17 protein-coding genes and 7 tRNA genes are annotated in these 14,426 nt (G+C 75.0%); 9 read left to right on the forward strand and 15 right to left on the reverse strand.

Annotation, left to right across the window (positions count from 1 at the left end):
• Nucleotides 1-273: 273 nt before the first annotated feature.
• From V1L54_RS06525 to V1L54_RS06535, 3 genes are all read right to left on the reverse strand, one after another.
• Nucleotides 274-345 (reverse strand) — tRNA-Val (locus V1L54_RS06525).
• Nucleotides 346-769: 424 nt separating this feature from the next.
• A tRNA-Val gene (locus V1L54_RS06530) sits at nt 770-841 on the reverse strand.
• Between the two features lie 103 nt (nt 842-944).
• Nucleotides 945-1,409, reverse strand: coding sequence for a TIGR02611 family protein (locus tag V1L54_RS06535; protein WP_443076511.1), 465 nt, complete (start codon nt 1,407-1,409; stop codon nt 945-947).
• A gap of 121 nt (nt 1,410-1,530) precedes the next feature.
• Here V1L54_RS06535 and V1L54_RS06540 point away from each other — a divergent pair, with 121 nt between their 5' ends.
• Complete coding sequence (locus V1L54_RS06540) at nt 1,531-1,944, forward strand: SsgA family sporulation/cell division regulator (protein WP_003959770.1); 414 nt, start codon at nt 1,531-1,533, stop codon at nt 1,942-1,944.
• Nucleotides 1,945-2,136: 192 nt separating this feature from the next.
• Entirely contained in the window at nt 2,137-2,718 is a 582-nt protein-coding gene (locus V1L54_RS06545; protein ID WP_330116917.1) for a CGNR zinc finger domain-containing protein, read from the forward strand.
• 59 nt (nt 2,719-2,777) lie between these two features.
• On the opposite strand, the gene V1L54_RS06550 is transcribed toward V1L54_RS06545, so the two are convergent.
• Both V1L54_RS06550 and V1L54_RS06555 read right to left on the reverse strand, forming a co-directional pair.
• Nucleotides 2,778-2,978 (reverse strand): hypothetical protein, encoded by a 201-nt coding sequence (locus tag V1L54_RS06550; RefSeq protein ID WP_330116918.1) that lies wholly within the window; start codon nt 2,976-2,978, stop codon nt 2,778-2,780.
• Between the two features lie 74 nt (nt 2,979-3,052).
• Complete coding sequence (locus V1L54_RS06555; protein ID WP_330116919.1) at nt 3,053-3,514, reverse strand: hypothetical protein; 462 nt, start codon at nt 3,512-3,514, stop codon at nt 3,053-3,055.
• A 171-nt stretch (nt 3,515-3,685) separates the two neighbouring features.
• Between V1L54_RS06555 and V1L54_RS06560 the strand changes: the two genes are divergently transcribed.
• On the forward strand, nt 3,686-4,213 hold the full coding sequence (locus tag V1L54_RS06560) for a DsbA family protein (protein WP_330116920.1): 528 nt from the start codon (nt 3,686-3,688) through the stop codon (nt 4,211-4,213).
• Nucleotides 4,214-4,284: 71 nt separating this feature from the next.
• On the opposite strand, the gene V1L54_RS06565 is transcribed toward V1L54_RS06560, so the two are convergent.
• The 3 genes from V1L54_RS06565 to V1L54_RS06575 form a co-directional block, all read right to left on the reverse strand.
• Entirely contained in the window at nt 4,285-5,112 is an 828-nt protein-coding gene (locus V1L54_RS06565; protein ID WP_330116921.1) for a GNAT family N-acetyltransferase, read from the reverse strand.
• A 64-nt stretch (nt 5,113-5,176) separates the two neighbouring features.
• The gene (locus tag V1L54_RS06570; protein ID WP_330116922.1) at nt 5,177-6,001 is read right to left on the reverse strand and encodes an aminotransferase class IV; all 825 of its coding nucleotides are present in this window, start codon (nt 5,999-6,001) and stop codon (nt 5,177-5,179) included.
• Nucleotides 6,002-6,015: 14 nt separating this feature from the next.
• Nucleotides 6,016-7,107, reverse strand: a complete 1,092-nt coding sequence (locus V1L54_RS06575; RefSeq protein WP_330116923.1) for a chorismate-binding protein — start codon at nt 7,105-7,107, stop codon at nt 6,016-6,018.
• A 189-nt stretch (nt 7,108-7,296) separates the two neighbouring features.
• On the opposite strand from V1L54_RS06575, the gene V1L54_RS06580 reads away from it, so the two are divergent.
• From V1L54_RS06580 to V1L54_RS06600, 5 genes are all read left to right on the forward strand, one after another.
• Nucleotides 7,297-7,369, forward strand: a tRNA-Gly gene (locus V1L54_RS06580).
• Between the two features lie 27 nt (nt 7,370-7,396).
• Nucleotides 7,397-7,467: transfer RNA gene (locus V1L54_RS06585), tRNA-Cys, on the forward strand.
• A gap of 1 nt (nt 7,468) precedes the next feature.
• Nucleotides 7,469-7,540: transfer RNA gene (locus V1L54_RS06590), tRNA-Val, on the forward strand.
• A 28-nt stretch (nt 7,541-7,568) separates the two neighbouring features.
• Nucleotides 7,569-7,640, forward strand: a tRNA-Val gene (locus tag V1L54_RS06595).
• An 18-nt stretch (nt 7,641-7,658) separates the two neighbouring features.
• Nucleotides 7,659-7,730 (forward strand) — tRNA-Val (locus tag V1L54_RS06600).
• A gap of 79 nt (nt 7,731-7,809) precedes the next feature.
• Here V1L54_RS06600 and V1L54_RS06605 read toward each other — a convergent pair.
• The 4 genes from V1L54_RS06605 to V1L54_RS06620 form a co-directional block, all read right to left on the reverse strand.
• Nucleotides 7,810-8,085 carry a TFIIB-type zinc ribbon-containing protein gene (locus tag V1L54_RS06605; RefSeq protein ID WP_330116924.1) on the reverse strand — a complete coding sequence of 92 codons (276 nt, stop codon included), beginning with the start codon at nt 8,083-8,085 and terminating at the stop codon, nt 7,810-7,812.
• Nucleotides 8,086-8,209: 124 nt separating this feature from the next.
• On the reverse strand, nt 8,210-9,274 hold the full coding sequence (locus V1L54_RS06610; RefSeq protein WP_330116925.1) for a phosphotransferase family protein: 1,065 nt from the start codon (nt 9,272-9,274) through the stop codon (nt 8,210-8,212).
• 225 nt (nt 9,275-9,499) lie between these two features.
• Nucleotides 9,500-9,718, reverse strand: a complete 219-nt coding sequence (locus tag V1L54_RS06615) for a hypothetical protein (RefSeq protein ID WP_330116926.1) — start codon at nt 9,716-9,718, stop codon at nt 9,500-9,502.
• Between the two features lie 233 nt (nt 9,719-9,951).
• A complete protein-coding gene (locus V1L54_RS06620; protein WP_100204249.1) occupies nt 9,952-10,194 on the reverse strand; it encodes a DUF8836 family protein in 243 nt (80 codons plus the stop codon).
• 264 nt (nt 10,195-10,458) lie between these two features.
• On the opposite strand from V1L54_RS06620, the gene V1L54_RS06625 reads away from it, so the two are divergent.
• Nucleotides 10,459-11,835: a serine/threonine-protein kinase gene (locus V1L54_RS06625; RefSeq protein WP_330116927.1), complete on the forward strand. Its 1,377-nt coding sequence runs from the start codon at nt 10,459-10,461 to the stop codon at nt 11,833-11,835.
• 21 nt (nt 11,836-11,856) lie between these two features.
• Here V1L54_RS06625 and V1L54_RS06630 read toward each other — a convergent pair whose 3' ends face one another.
• The 3 genes from V1L54_RS06630 to cobA all read right to left on the reverse strand — a co-directional run bounded on the left by V1L54_RS06630 (nt 11,857) and on the right by cobA (nt 14,394).
• Nucleotides 11,857-12,069, reverse strand: coding sequence for a hypothetical protein (locus tag V1L54_RS06630; RefSeq protein ID WP_330116928.1), 213 nt, complete (start codon nt 12,067-12,069; stop codon nt 11,857-11,859).
• Between the two features lie 218 nt (nt 12,070-12,287).
• A complete protein-coding gene (locus tag V1L54_RS06635) occupies nt 12,288-13,142 on the reverse strand; it encodes a TrmH family RNA methyltransferase (protein ID WP_330116929.1) in 855 nt (284 codons plus the stop codon).
• A 16-nt stretch (nt 13,143-13,158) separates the two neighbouring features.
• A complete protein-coding gene (gene cobA / locus V1L54_RS06640) occupies nt 13,159-14,394 on the reverse strand; it encodes a uroporphyrinogen-III C-methyltransferase (protein WP_330116930.1) in 1,236 nt (411 codons plus the stop codon).
• Nucleotides 14,395-14,426 lie beyond the last annotated feature (32 nt).

Below are 14,426 nucleotides of genomic sequence, written 5' to 3' on the forward strand. Positions count from 1 at the left end.
CAGCGATCGCTGCGCTCCGTGAATCGTACCGAGCCGGGCGCCCCGCCCGCGAAACGATTGGGGCCCCGCGACGGGCGGGGCACGGCGGGCGGAACCGGTCCCGTCCGGAGACGGGACCGGCGTGCCGGATGGCGGCCCCGAGAGTGCCCGTCCCGGCCCGGGCACGCAACCCCCCGGGACGGGGGTGATGGGGACGGGACGGGTAGAGCCGGGAGCGACGTGGACGAAGACGGGGAGCCGGCCCCTCCGTGAGGGGCCGGCTCCCCGGCGCTGTGGGCGATACTGGGATCGAACCAGTGACCTCTTCGGTGTGAACGAAGCGCTCTCCCGCTGAGCTAATCGCCCTCGTGGTGCCCTCGGCACGACGAGAACCATACAGGGCGGCCGGGCGTTCATCCAAACCGCTTCCGGCGTCCCACTCCGCCGTCCGCCCGCCGGCGCCGCGGCCCGCGCCCCAGGGCGCGCGCCGTCAGGGCGTGGCCGGTCCCCGGCAGCGGACGGCAGGACAGGGCCGGCGGATTCCCTTGCCCGTATGCGCGCGAAATGCGGGGAGTTCCGGTGGGCGTCCGGTGGAGTGCCTTTCGCCGCGCGGGAGTTGCCCTCCATATGGAATTCACCGCACCGGCCCGCCGGGAGAAAACGACGCCGGGCGGACCGCCGGGTTTCCCGCCGGGAGCGGCAGGTGCCGCCGGTGTCGTGCACCGGCGGCGGTACGACAGCGACCGGGGCCCCGGAAGGCTCTGCGGCCTTCCGGGGCCCCGGTCGTCGGTGGGCGATACTGGGATCGAACCAGTGACCTCTTCGGTGTGAACGAAGCGCTCTCCCGCTGAGCTAATCGCCCGGGCGCGCCACCAACATTACCGTATGTCAGCGACTGCTCATGCCCCCGGATGTCCCCGGCGTCCCCGGGGGCCGGAGGGCCGCCGTCCCGCTCCGGGCGGCCCTCAGTAGGAGACCTCCCACGGCATCGCCAGCCCGTACCGGTACAGGTAGACGCCCACCAGAACCGCCGCGACGGTCACGCCGACCCCCGTGAGGAGCATGTTGCGCCGCCGCACCTTCGGGTCCAGCGCACGCCTGGCCGCCTCGGACACCTTGCGCCGCGTCCAGCGCAGGACGATCTGCGCCCAGACGAACTCGGTCGCCCAGATCGCCAGCCCAGCGAAGATCACGAACCAGCCCGGGCCGGGGAGAACGAGCATCAGCACTCCGGCGACCACCACGGCGAGCCCGGCCAGGAAGATCCCCACCTGCCAGCTCAGATGGAGCGCCCGGGAGGATCTGACGAACTGCGGAGCCCGTGAACCGAGGGCCCGTTCCTTACTCTCGGTTTCCACCTGCCCAAGGCTACCCGAGCCCGCACCGGGATTCGCCGGGATGGCGGCCATCCCAAAACACCATTCCCCCATCCGAATGATGCCAAGGAAAACAAAAAGGGCAGAGGGGTTTACAACCGTCCCGTAGGTGGCATGTCGATTTGGCCGACGTGCGAATCCCCGAGCGCACACTGAGCGAAAGGCCCTGGCGCTTATGAACACCACGGTCAGCTGCGAGCTGCACCTGCGCCTCGTTGTATCGAGCGAGTCCTCCCTGCCCGTGCCCGCGGGCCTGCGGTATGACACGGCCGACCCCTATGCCGTCCACGCCACCTTCCACACCGGCGCCGAGGAGACAGTCGAGTGGGTGTTCGCCCGCGATCTCCTCGCGGAGGGTCTGCACCGCCCGACGGGTACGGGCGACGTCCGCGTGTGGCCGTCCCGCAGCCACGGCCAGGGCGTCGTCTGCATCGCTCTCAGCTCCCCGGAGGGCGAGGCACTGCTGGAGGCCCCCGCGCGGGCCCTGGAGTCCTTCCTCAAACGGACCGACGCCGCGGTGCCTCCCGGCACCGAACACCGGCACTTCGACCTCGACACCGAGCTCTCGCACATCCTCGCGGAGAGCTGACAGACGCCGGATCCCCCTGCCGTCCGACTCGGGGCGACGGCTCGGGGACCGGCCCACCTCCCACCGGCGAAGGCGCCGCCGCCGCGGAGCACCGTGGTGGCGGCGCCGTCACGGCACGGAACGACTAGAGTCTCCCGGCAGCGAGGCCCACGGGGCCGCCGACGGAAGACATCCGGCCAGGGAGCGACGACCGTGCTGATCAACCACGACACCCGGTGTGCGCTCGACTGCGTCGTCGACCTGCTGAACACCGCTCCCGACGAGCACTCCCCCGACACCCTCACCGACGTCGGGGCACTGTGCGCCTTCGTCGAACGCAACGCCGTCAGCGGCGTCGCGGAGCTGGGCGAGGCGGATCTCGCCGCCGTGCGGGAGGTGCGCGAGCGGTTCGGCGGGGTCTTCGCCGCGCCCGACGCGCGTGGCGCCGCCGAACTGGTCAACGCGCTGGTCGCCGCGGCCGGCACCACCCCCCAGCTCACCGACCACGACGGCTACGACTGGCACATCCACTACTTCGCGCCCGGCGCCTCCGTGGCCGACCACATCGCCGCCGACGGAGGCATGGCCCTGGCCTTCCTGCTGGTCGCCGGGGAGCTCGAGCGGCTGCGCCGCTGCGCGGCACCGGACTGCCGCCGCGCCTTCATCGACCTGTCCCGCAACCGCTCGCGCCGCTACTGCGACAGCCGCACCTGCGGCAACCGGCTGCATGTGGCCGCCTACCGGGCGCGACAGCGCGAGTCCGCCGAGTCCGCCGCCGAGGCGGCGAGGGGCTGACACCGCCGCGCGGACCGCACCGGGCACCACGGGCGGCACCCGGAACCGCCGCCGGGATCTCAGAGCAGGAACAGGTCGTGCGCCGCGGCCAGGAAGACCAGCGTGCCGACGACGGCCAGGAAGAGCATCAGCGGGGGCTGGGAGAGGGCGAACAGACAGCCTCGGGGTTCCGGGCGGCCGTCGGGCGGACGGCCGGTCCGGTAGTCGGGCCGGCGCTCTGACTGGGGGCGGGGGAGGCGATCCTCGGTGGTGCGCTGCATCTCGCCGAGATGATGACGCACGACGAGCCGCCGCTCGGTTCAACACTCCCTTGGATCACCGGAGTTCACCGGATTCAGATACCGTGCTTCTTCAGGATCGCCTCGATGTCCGAGAAGTCGTCGTCGTCCCGGGCCGCCGCGGCTCCCCCGCCGCGTCCGCCGCCGACCGCCGGGCGGGAGGGGCCGGGGCCCGCCGCGGGCCGGTCGGCACGCCCGGCGGCGGGCCGGTCCGCCGCCGCGCGGCTCCGCGACCGCCCGCCCGCGACCCGGGCCACCACGTAGAGCACCACCGCGAGGGCGAGCACTCCGAATCCCGCCCAGACCGTGGGCTTGAGCACCAGGTCGGAAGCCCAGGACGCCACCGCGCCCCCCACCTCACCGAACAGTTCCACCAGGCCGGACATCGCCAGTCCGACGGGCACCAGGGCGAGGGCGGCGATACGGGTGGCGGCGACGAAGCGCCGGCGCCAGGCCGTCAGGAAGGCGACGGCAAGGCCCGCCGCGGAGAGCGCCGCACAGACGGTCGTGGTCAGCATGTCTCCATGGTGCCGCGTTCGCCCCCGTACGGGCCATGCCTCCACCCGGGTTCCGGGGAGAACTCCGGGCTCCCTCCTCCTCCGGGCCGATGTCCGTGCCACTCGCGTTCCTCCCCGGCAGTTCCCTCCCCGGCACCGGAACGCCGTGCGGGAAGCTGGAAGACTGTCCCCATGCATGACACCAGCCCCTCCCAACCGGCCCGCCCGGTCGTCCTCGACTTCTGGTGCGAGCTGCAGTGTCCCGACTGCCACCGGGCCCTGGCCGACGTACGCGCGCTGCGCGAGCGCTACGGCGACGCCCTGGAGGTGCGGCTGCGCCACTTCCCCCTGGAGAGGCACCGCCACGCCTACGCCGCCGCGCAGGCCGCCGAGGAGGCGTACGCGCAGGGGCGCGGCGAGGAGTACGTCGAGGCGGTCCTGGCCCGGGCGGAGCTGCTGGGCACGCGCGGCGAGGAACTGCTGCTCGAGGTGGCCCGGGAGCTGGGCCTGGACGCCGAGGAGGTGGACACCGCGCTGATCGACGGGCGGCATCTGCTGATCGTCGACGCCGACCAGGCCGAGGGCCGGGCGATCGGGGTCACCGGCACCCCCACCTATGTGATCGGCGGCGAACTGCTGGACGGCGGGAAGGACCAGACGGGGCTGCGCGGGAGGATCGCGGAGATCGCCGACCGGCTGCTGGCCCGGGACGGGGACTGACCTGCCCGGCCCCCGGTGCCGGCCGCCGCGCGGGACGGCCGCCACCGGGTTTCACAGGCCGTCGCGAACCGTCACAGCAGCGGCTTGCGGAGATGGTGGACGGCCGGCCGGTAGCCGAGCGACTCGTACAGCCGCAGGGCCGGGACGTTGTCCGTGAAGACGTTCAGGCCGAGGGTGCGCCACCCGGCCGCCGCGCACTCGCGCTCGGCACCCCGCATCAGGGTCCGGCCGTGGCCCCGGCCGCGGTGCCCGGCGGCCACCTCGACCCGGTAGACCCAGCCCTCGCACTCCGGGACGGGGGACGGTCCCAGCCAGAGGGTGCCGACGTCCGCCCCGCCGTGGACCAGGACGCGCAGGGCGACCCCGGCCGTCTCCGGCCCGTCGGGCAGCAGCGCGGCGTACTGCCGCCCCACCCCCCGTTCGGCCCGCTCCGGCGGTACCCCCTCCGCGATCCACAGCCGGACGTACTCGGTCCGGCAGGTCTCCAGCCATGCCGGGTACTCCGCCGCGGTCATCGGGCGCAGTACGCCGTCGGCGGCGGGCGGCGACGGCGGGAGGTCCTTGACCATGCCCCGGCTGCGCTCGGTGTAGCCCAGGGCGGCGGCGAGCCGCAGCGCCGGCCCCGCCGACGCCGGGACTCCCGCCTCCACCCGGCTGCAGCCCCAGCCGCGCAGCACCTCCTCCGCGGCGAGGGCGGCGACGGTGGCCCGGCCCCGGCGGCGGTCGGGCTCGTGCACGGTGAGGTTCTCCAGGCGGCCGGTGGCCGGGCCGGACCGCTCGTCCGTGGCCAGCAGCACCTCCCCGACGGGACGGCCGTTGACGCAGATGTCGTACGGGCGGCGGCGGGCACCGTCCGCGGTGCGCCGCTCGGGCGCGGTGGGGCGCAGGGTGGTGGTCATCGTCTGCTTTCTACCCGCACGCCGCACCGCTGTCACGGGGCGCCCCGTCCCGTGACGCCGTCCGTCAGGGGTCGATGTCGGCCGCCGAGCGCTCGGCGAAGACCCGCATCGCCTTGGTGGTGACCGGGCCGGGCGTGCCGGACAGGACACGGTCGTCCACCCGGTGGACCGCCTGGACGTCCCGCAGAGTGGAGGTGAGGAAGATCTCCTCGGCCCGGGTCAGGACGTCCAGCGGCAGGTCGGTCTCCTTCGCGCCGGTCCACTCGGCCACCAGGGCCCGGGTGACGCCCGCGAGGCAGCCGGAGGACAGCGGCGGGGTGTGCACCTCGCCGTCGAGGACGACGAAGACGTTGGAGCCGGTGCCCTCGCAGAGCCGCCCGGCCGTGTTGCCGAACAGGGCCTCGGAGGCGCCCCGGTCGTGGGCGCGGGCGAGCGCGACGACGTTCTCGGCGTAGGAGGTGGTCTTCAGGCCGGTCAGCGCGCCGCGCTCGTTGCGGGTCCACGGCACGGTGATCACCGCGGTGCTGTCGGGGCGCCGGGCCGCCTCGCCGAGGGCGGCGACCAGGGTGGGTCCTGCCGTGCCGCGGTCGGAGCCGAGCGGGGACACACCGCCGGTGTAGGTGATCCGCAGCCGTCCCAGGGGCACGGGGCTGGCCTCGACGACGGCGGCGCAGGCCCGGCGTACCTCGTCCGGGTCGGGTTCGGGCAGGCCCAGGCCCCGCGCGGAGCGGGCCAGCCGGTCCAGATGGCGGGTGAGGGCGAAGGGCCGCCCGTGGACGGTCTTGACCGTCTCGAAGACGCCGTCGCCGACGGTCAGCCCGTGGTCGAACACGGACACCCGGGCCTCGTCGGCGTCACACAGCTTCCCGTCCATCCAGATCGGCGTCATGGTGCTCGCTCTCCTCAGATCCTGCCCGTGCCGGCCGCGCCGGTGGCCGGGGCTCCGGCCCCGGGTGTTCCCGACGCTACCCCCAGCAGCCGGGCCGCCTTGAGTTCGGTCTCCGCCCATTCCCGTTCCGGGTCCGACCCCCAGGTGATCCCGGCGCCCGTGCCGAAGCACAGCACCGGGCCGCCCGGTGCCGTGCGGTCGATCCAGAAGGTGCGGATGCCCACGGCCAGCTCACCGGTGCCGCGGTCGGCGTCCACCCATCCGATGCCGCCGCAGTACGGGCCGCGGGGGGTGGTCTCCAGGGCACGGACGAGGCGCAGCGCGCTGGACTTGGGGGCGCCGGTGACCGAGCCGGGCGGGAAGGTGTGCGCCAGCAGCTCGGCCCAGCCAGCACCGGGCGCCAGCTCGCCGCGGACGGTGGAGACGAGGTGGACCAGTCCGGGATGGGGCTCGACGGAACACAGTGCGGGGACGGTGACCGAGCCGGTGGCGCAGACCCGGCCGAGGTCGTTGCGGACCAGGTCGACGATCATCACGTTCTCGGCGCGGTCCTTCTCCAGCAGGTCCGCCGCGGTCCGGCCGGTGCCCTTGATCGGACGCGACTCCACGGTGCGGCCCCGGCGGCGCAGGTACAGCTCGGGCGAGGCCGTGGCGATCTCGACACCGTGGGCGGGGAGGCGCACGGTGCCCGCGTGGGGAGCGGGATTGCCGCGCGCCAGGAGCGCGGTCAGCGCGTCGGGGTCGGCGGCGGCCGGATCCGGCAGCGGCGCGCTGAGCACCCGGCAGAGATTGGCCTGGTAGACCTCGCCCGCCGCTATGTGCTCGCGTACGCGGCGCACCCCGGCGGTGTAGGCGGCCCGGTCCAGCGAGGAGGTCCACGTCCCGGCCGCCGGCCCCCGCCAGGCCCCGGGACGGGGGCGGGGCACGGGGACGGGCCGTACGTCGCCGAAGCGGGCGCACAGCAGACCGCCCTCGAAGCCGGCGACCACCGCCCACCAACCCGTGGAGTCCAGGGCGGCCGGGTCGTCGGTGACGTCCCGCAGGTCGGAGGCGACCACACCACCGGAGGGGCCGCCGAAGCGGGCGAGGGGGGCCGGATCACGCACGCGGCGAGTCTAAGGGCTGTCCGGGCGGCTCCCGGCGGGCTCCCGGGGAGCCGCCCGGACGGCCCCGGGGCGGGCGCACCGGGGAAACGGAATTTGAGCTGGCCGGGGAATCCGCTAAAGTTCATGACGTCACCGGCCGCGTGAGCGTACGGTGACCGCACCTCCCGGGCACGGTCCGGGGGAGGCACTGCGGACGTAGCTCAGTTGGTAGAGCACCACCTTGCCAAGGTGGATGTCGCGAGTTCGAGTCTCGTCGTCCGCTCGACGGGGGCCCTGCGGCCCCTGTGCTGGTGGAGTGGCCGAGAGGCGAGGCAACGGCCTGCAAAGCCGTCTACACGGGTTCAAATCCCGTCTCCACCTCGGACGATTAGCTCAGCGGGAGAGCGCTTCCCTGACACGGAAGAGGTCACTGGTTCAATCCCAGTATCGTCCACTGAGAGGCCCGTACCGGGTCTCGTGACGCGCGATTAGCTCAGCGGGAGAGCGCTTCCCTGACACGGAAGAGGTCACTGGTTCAATCCCAGTATCGCGCACGCGGCACACCGCACCGCGGACGATTAGCTCAGCGGGAGAGCGCTTCCCTGACACGGAAGAGGTCACTGGTTCAATCCCAGTATCGTCCACGCGCCGAAGGGCCGGAGCACAGCGCTCCGGCCCTTCGCCGTGTCCCGGCGCACGCGCCGGGACACGGCACGGGACGCGTCAGGAGGAGAACAGCATCCGGCCGAAGCTCTTGTGACGACCGTGGTGCCCGTGGTGGCCGTGGTGCGGGGCACCCCAGGCCGGTGCGGCCGGGTAGGGCTGGGCGGCCGGGCCCGGGGGCGGCGGTGCGGGCTGCGACCACTGCGCCTCGAGACGGGTGAGCGCCTCCAGCTCACCGTAGTCCAGGAAGATCCCCCGGCAGCCGCCGCACTGCTCGATCTGGACCCCGTTGCGGTTGTAGGTCTGCATGGGCGCTCGACACTTGGGACACTGCATCTGCCGCTTCTCCTCGCTCGTTCCGTACTCGTTCCGTGCGGCCGGTCGGCCGTACGTCCGCTCAGACGCTCCGGCGGGGTGCCGCGGATGCACCCGGACACGTTCCGGTCGGATCCGGTGCCGGTCAGCCGCCGTGCCCCGGCGCCCTCCGGCCGCGGCCTGCGCAGGGGCCCGGACCGGCCGGTGACCGGGCGATGCGGGAACAGGCGTCGACCAGCGCCCGGTCGATCTCGTCCGGCGCACGCCCCTCGGCGGCGGCCCGGGCCAGGGAACGGGCGGCGGTCTGGACGGTCAGCGCCCGCGCCGGGACGTCCAGCCACGGCCAGGGGTCGGGACCGCCGCCGGGGACGGCGGGACCGCCCGCGGCCCGGTAGGCGGTCAGGAAACGGCCGAAGTCGGCGGGCGGGAGCAGCCCGGCGGCGAACCAGGCGGCGGGCCGGGCCAGATCCCAGGCCGGGTCGCCCGGGCCCAGGTCGTCGACGTCGATCAGCTGCCAGGGCCCGCCGGGTGCCGGATGCCGCACGAGCTGACCCAGGTGCAGGTCCCCGTGGCACAGGGCGTCGGCACGCGGCGGCGGGGCCGCGCCCAGCGCCCAGGCGGGCAGTGTCCTTCCGGCCGCGGCCACGGTCCGGGCCGCGGCCGTGCGGGGAACCTCGCGGCGCAGGAGTTCCAGGGCTCGGGCCACCCGGGCGGGGCCGCGCATCGGCGGAAGCGGGCCGGGCAGCGCGGCCAGGGGTACGCGGTGCAGCCGGGCCAGCAGCGCGCCGGCCGCCTCCCAGGGCGCCGCCCCGGGCGCGCCGGGATCGACGGGAACTCCGTAGGGCCACAGGCTGATCCGGTGGCCGCCGGGCAGGGTGCCGAGCAGCGGGCCGTCCGGCTCCCTGTCGCCGCCGCGGTCCGGGCCGGTGCGCGGAGGCGGCACGGAGCACGGGTGCGGCAGGGGCGCGAGCAGGACGCCGCGCAGCAGGGGGTGGGCCGCCACCCGCAGCCGGGCCGCGAGCAGGGCCGGATCGCCACCGGGATCGTGGGCCTTCGCCACGACGGCGCCGCTTCGGACGACGGTGGTGTCGGCCCGCCGGGCGAGCACCACCGGATCAGCACCGTCCGGGGCGCCGACCGCCGCCCCGTGCGCCTGCCGCGCCCGGTGCGCCAGTTGCGCGGTGAGCGACGCACCCGTGGATGTGCTCATGAGGTCCTTCCGGGGCCGTACGGTCCGCCGGGCCCGCCCGCGAAGACGGGCCGCCCAGCGGATCGTACGGCCCGGACCCGCCGTACGGTCCGGCCCGGACAACGCGGAGCCCGGGCAGTCTGGGACTGCCCGGGCTTCACGCCGTCCGCCGTACCCCCGTCCCCACGGGGTTGAGTGGCCGGATTCCCCGGTTCGGGCCGCTCTCCCGAACCCCGGGGCCCGTGTTCAGAGCCCCAGGAGCCCGGCCACGGACGACGCCTGTACGATGACCGCCTCCACACCGCCGAAGACGACGGCCAGCAGGGCGGCCAGCGGGAGGACCATGGCGACGGCCACCAGTGGGTGACGCCGGGTGCCGGGCCGGGCGCCGAAGACGGGGATCCCGGGGATTCCCGCCAGTCGCCCCCGCGCCCGGACCGGCGGGCCGCCTGCCGTGTGCGTCATGGTCCGCTCCTGTCATGGTCTGGGGCGGCGGGCTTCTGACCTCGGGGGACGAGTGCTGTCGCCCGCCGCTTGCCCTCAACACTAGGCGCGGGGCCCTGGTCGGGGCGTCATGCCCGCGTACCGATCCGGGGCCTCCCGCAGGATGACTCCGCCCGGCTTCCGGTACTCCCCAGGGTGGACATCCGCTCCTCCCCTCCCCGGGACTTCCCGGAGGGGGCGCGGCCCGCCGCCGGTCAGCGCGGTGTCTCCGCGGCGCTGTCCTCCCGCGGTATCGGGTGCTCCACCAGGGCCAGCACCCGGTTGGCCATGAAGCGCGCGGTGCGCACGGCCGAGCCGTTGCGCGTCACCTCGCTCACCTCCACCACTCCCCTGCGCACCTGTGTCTCGACCCGCCTGCCCGCACGCGTGGCCGCCATCTCGTAGGTACGGGTGGTGTCCCCGGCGTCCACCACTATCTCCACCCAGTCGCCCTTCATACCGAGCTCCCCCTTCCCGGAGGTCCGCCCGACGCCTCCGACGCCTCTGAACAGGACTTCTTCGCCTGTGGTATCCCAGTGGGCCCCCGCTCGCCCACCTTTTCAGTGTCCCACCCGGCACTGACAGGCCTCCCGGCCGCGGGCGCCGGCCTGTCGGCGCCCCGGGGGTGCAGTCCGTAAGCTGTGGCACGTCACAGGACCGGGCAGGGCGGGGCGGGCCCGCCGGGATACGGGGCGGGCCCGCCGGCCGGAGGCAGGGAAGGAATGGCGCTGATGCGGCTCCGGAGAGAGGACCCGCGAGTCGTCGGCTCGTTCAGGCTCCACCGGCGGCTGGGCGCGGGCGGCATGGGCGTGGTGTACCTCGGCTCCGACCGGCGCGGGCAGCGGGTGGCCCTGAAGGTGATCCGGCCGGATCTCGCGGAGGATCCGGAGTTCCGCTCGCGCTTCGCGCGTGAGGTGTCGGCCGCTCGGCGGATCCGGGGCGGCTGCACCGCCCGGCTGGTGGCGGCCGATCTGGAGGCGGACCGGCCGTGGTTCGCCACCCAGTACGTGCCCGGTCCCTCGCTGCACGACAAGGTGAACGCGGAGGGTCCGCTGTGCGTCGCGCAGGTCGCCTCCATCGGTGCGGCGCTGGCCGAGGGGCTGCTGGCGGTGCACGAGGCCGGAGTGGTGCACCGGGATCTGAAGCCGTCGAACATCCTGCTGTCCCCCAAGGGTCCGCGCATCATCGACTTCGGCATCGCCTGGGCCACGGGAGCCAGCACGCTCACCCGTGTCGGCACCGCGGTGGGCTCACCCGGATTCCTGGCCCCGGAGCAGGTGCGGGGGGCGGCGGTGACCCCGGCGACGGACGTCTTCGCGCTGGGCGCCACGCTGGCGTACGCGGCGACCGCGGACTCCCCGTTCGGACAGGGCAGTTCGGAGGTGATGCTGTACCGGGTGGTGCACGAGGAACCGCAGCTGCACGGTGTGCACGCGGCGTTGGCGCCGCTGGTGCGGGCCTGTCTGGCGAAGAATCCGGAGGACCGGCCGAGCACGCTGCAGCTGTCCCTGCGGCTGCGGGAGATCGCCGCCCGGGAGGCGCGCGGACTGCCGGAGGGCGCGGCCACGGGGGCGGCCGTACGGCCGGCCCGGCCGGCGGCCCGGCGGACGGAGCGGCACCCGGGGCCGGGGCCGCGCGCCGCGCGCGAGGACGACCACCCGTCGGGAAGCCGGGGGGCGCGGGGTCAGGAGTGCCGGGACGCCTCCCGTTCCTCCGCCCCGCGCACGCCTCCCCGCGGCGCCGCCCGCCCGGCCGACGATGCCGGGCGGAAGGGCGGGGGACGGACTCCGGCACGGCCCGCCTCCCGCGGCCCGGCCCGCACCGGCGGCGGCCGGACGGGGACGCGGCGCCCGGCGCCGGACCCGCGACTGCTGCGGCAGCGTCTGGTCGTGTTCGTGACGGTGACGCTGCTGGTCGCCCTGGGCATCGCGGCGGCGCAGGGCTGTCAGGGACCGGCCCGGGGGCTGGGGCGTGCCCCGGGTGTCCCGGGGGCGCCGGACAACCCGGGCGCCGCCGCTCCCGGTGTCCCGTCCACCGCACAGGCCGTACGGACCGCCGCCCCGGTGGGGCCGGGGCCCGGCGCCGTACCGCGCCGCTGACCGTACGTCAGCGGGCGGCGGTCACAGCGCGCCGAGCGTGGCGAGGACGGTCAGGCACAGCGGGAGGGTGGCGGCGAAGGCGGCGCCCGCGTGGAGCACGGCCTCCGGAAAGGATCTGCCCGTCGCACCGGCGAGGATGCCCGCCACCAGGGCGACGAGGGCGGAGAACAGGGCGGCCACCAGGACCCACAGGGCCCTGACCGTCCGGGGGTGCGAGATGTGCTGGGTGCTCACCGGTCGCCTTCCTTCCCTTCGGGAGGACGGACGGAGCGGAGCCCGGAAACCTCGGCCCGGCCATCCCCTGGATGGGCAAAGTCGAGGCCTGCGCCCCCAGTACAGGCCTTTGGTTGTCGACGTGTGCGGGTCGTGGCGGCTGGCTCTCCGCCGGCCGACCCGCCGTCCGAGTACCGGTCCGACCTAATTTATCACCGATAGTCACTGTCTGCCGTATTTCAGCACATGGTGTCCTTCCGTGCCTCGGCCAGGGCGTAGAAGCCGACCGCCGCCGCTGCCGCGATGTTCAGCGAGTCGATCCCGTGCGCCATCGGGATCCGTACCCGCAGGTCCGCGGCGCGCAGGGCCCCGGCGGACAGCCCCTGCCCCTCGGAGCCGAGCATGACCGCGCACCGCCGCAGCGTCTCGCGGGGCACCTCGCCCAGCGGCACGGCGCCCGGATCGGGGGTCAGGGCCAGCAGCCGGTAACCGGCCTCCCGGACGGTCCGCAGGCCGCCGGGCCAGTCCTCGACGCGCGCGTGCGGGACGGAGAAGACCGCCCCCATGGACACCTTGACCGAGCGGCGGTAGAGAGGGTCCGCGCAGTCCGGGGAGAGGAGGACCGCGCCGACCCCGAGAGCCGCGGCCGACCGGTACACGGCCCCGACGTTCGTGTGGTCGACGAGCCCCTCCAGGACGGCCACGGTGCCGCACCCGTCCGCCAGCAGGCCGGCCGGCGAGGGCAGCGGCCGGCGGTGCATCGAGGCCAGCGCGCCGCGGTGGACGTGGTAGCCCGTCACCTTCTCGGCGAGCTCGGGGCTGACGGTGTAGACCGGCGCCGGGACCCGTTCGGTCACGTCGCGCATCGCCTCGGCCCAGCGGGGTGTCAGCAGCATCGACCGCATCCGGTACCCGGCCGCGAGAGCGCGCCGGATGACCTTCTCGCCCTCGGCGATGAACAGTCCCTCGGCCGGCTCGCGCCTGCGCCGCAGCTGTACGTCGGTCAGATCCGTGTAGTCGGCCAGCCGCGGGTCACCGGGATCACCGATGGTGACCGGTCCGCTCTTCCCGGCCGCGCTCTTCTCCTCCGTCATGGCCCGCCGTCCTCCGTCACCGCGGACCGGGGACGGCCGGCCCCACACCGACCACCTCGCCCACGACGATCACCGCCGGCGGCCGTACGTCCTCCGCCGCGACCGTCTCCGCCACGGTCGCCAGGGTGGCGTCCACCCGGCGCTGGCCGGCCATCGTGCCCTCCTGCACCACCGCGACGGGTGTCTCCGGGTCCCGGCCGTGCTCGGTGAGGGCGCGGGCGATGGCCCCGATCCGCTCCACCGCCATCAGCAGCACCAGCGTGCCGCGCAGCTTCGCCAGGGCCGCCCAGTCCACCAGCGAGCGCGGGTCGTCGGGGGCGACATGGCCGCTGACCACCGTGAACTCATGGGCCACCCCGCGGTGGGTGACCGGGATCCCGGCGGCGCCGGGCACGCTGACGGCACTGGAGATCCCGGGCACCACGGTGACCGGGACACCGGCCTCGGCCAGCGCCTGCGCCTCCTCCATGCCCCGGCCGAAGACGAAAGGATCGCCGCCCTTGAGCCGTACGACGAACCTCCCCGCCTTCGCGTGCGTCAGCAGGGCCTCGTTGATGGCCTCCTGGGCCATCGCCCGGCCGTAGGGGATCTTGGCCGCGTCGATCACCTCGACATGCGGCGGCAGCTCGTCCAGCAGGTCGCGCGGGCCGAGCCGGTCGGCGATCACCACGTCCGCCTCGGCCAGCAGCCGGCGACCGCGCACGGTGATCAGGTCCGGGTCGCCGGGGCCGCCGCCGACCAGGGCGACGCCCCGGCGGCGGGCCCGGTGCCGCGGAGCGGTCAGGGTGCCGTCGCGCAGGCCCTCCACCACGGCGTCGCGCACGGCGGCCGAGCGGCGCGGGTCCCGTCCGGTGAGCACCGCGACGGTGACGCCCTCGCTGCGGCCGGTGGCCGGGGTCCAGGCGGTGGCGGCCTCCGCGTCGTCGCTGCGGACGCACCACACCCGCAGCCGCTCGGCCTCGGCGGAGGCGGCGGCGTTGGCCTCGGTGTCGTCGGTGGCGACGACCGCGTACCAGGCGCCGTCCAGATCGCCCGGCCGGTAGGCCCGGCGCTCCCAGCGCAACTCGCCCGCCTCGGCCATGGCCTCCACGGAGGGGGTCACCGAGGGGGCGATCAGCAGGACGTCGGCGCCCGCGGCCAGCAGCGCGGGCAGCCGCCGCTGGGCGACGGTGCCGCCGCCGAGGACGACCACACGGCGCCCAGTCAGGCGCAGTCCCACGGGATAGGCGGGGTGCGGGGGACGGTCGGACATGGCTGTGCGGCTCCTTGGAGGTCTTCCCCTCG

Source organism: Streptomyces rubellus (genome assembly GCF_036323805.1).
In the GTDB taxonomy this organism is placed as follows: Bacteria; Actinomycetota; Actinomycetes; order Streptomycetales; family Streptomycetaceae; genus Streptomyces.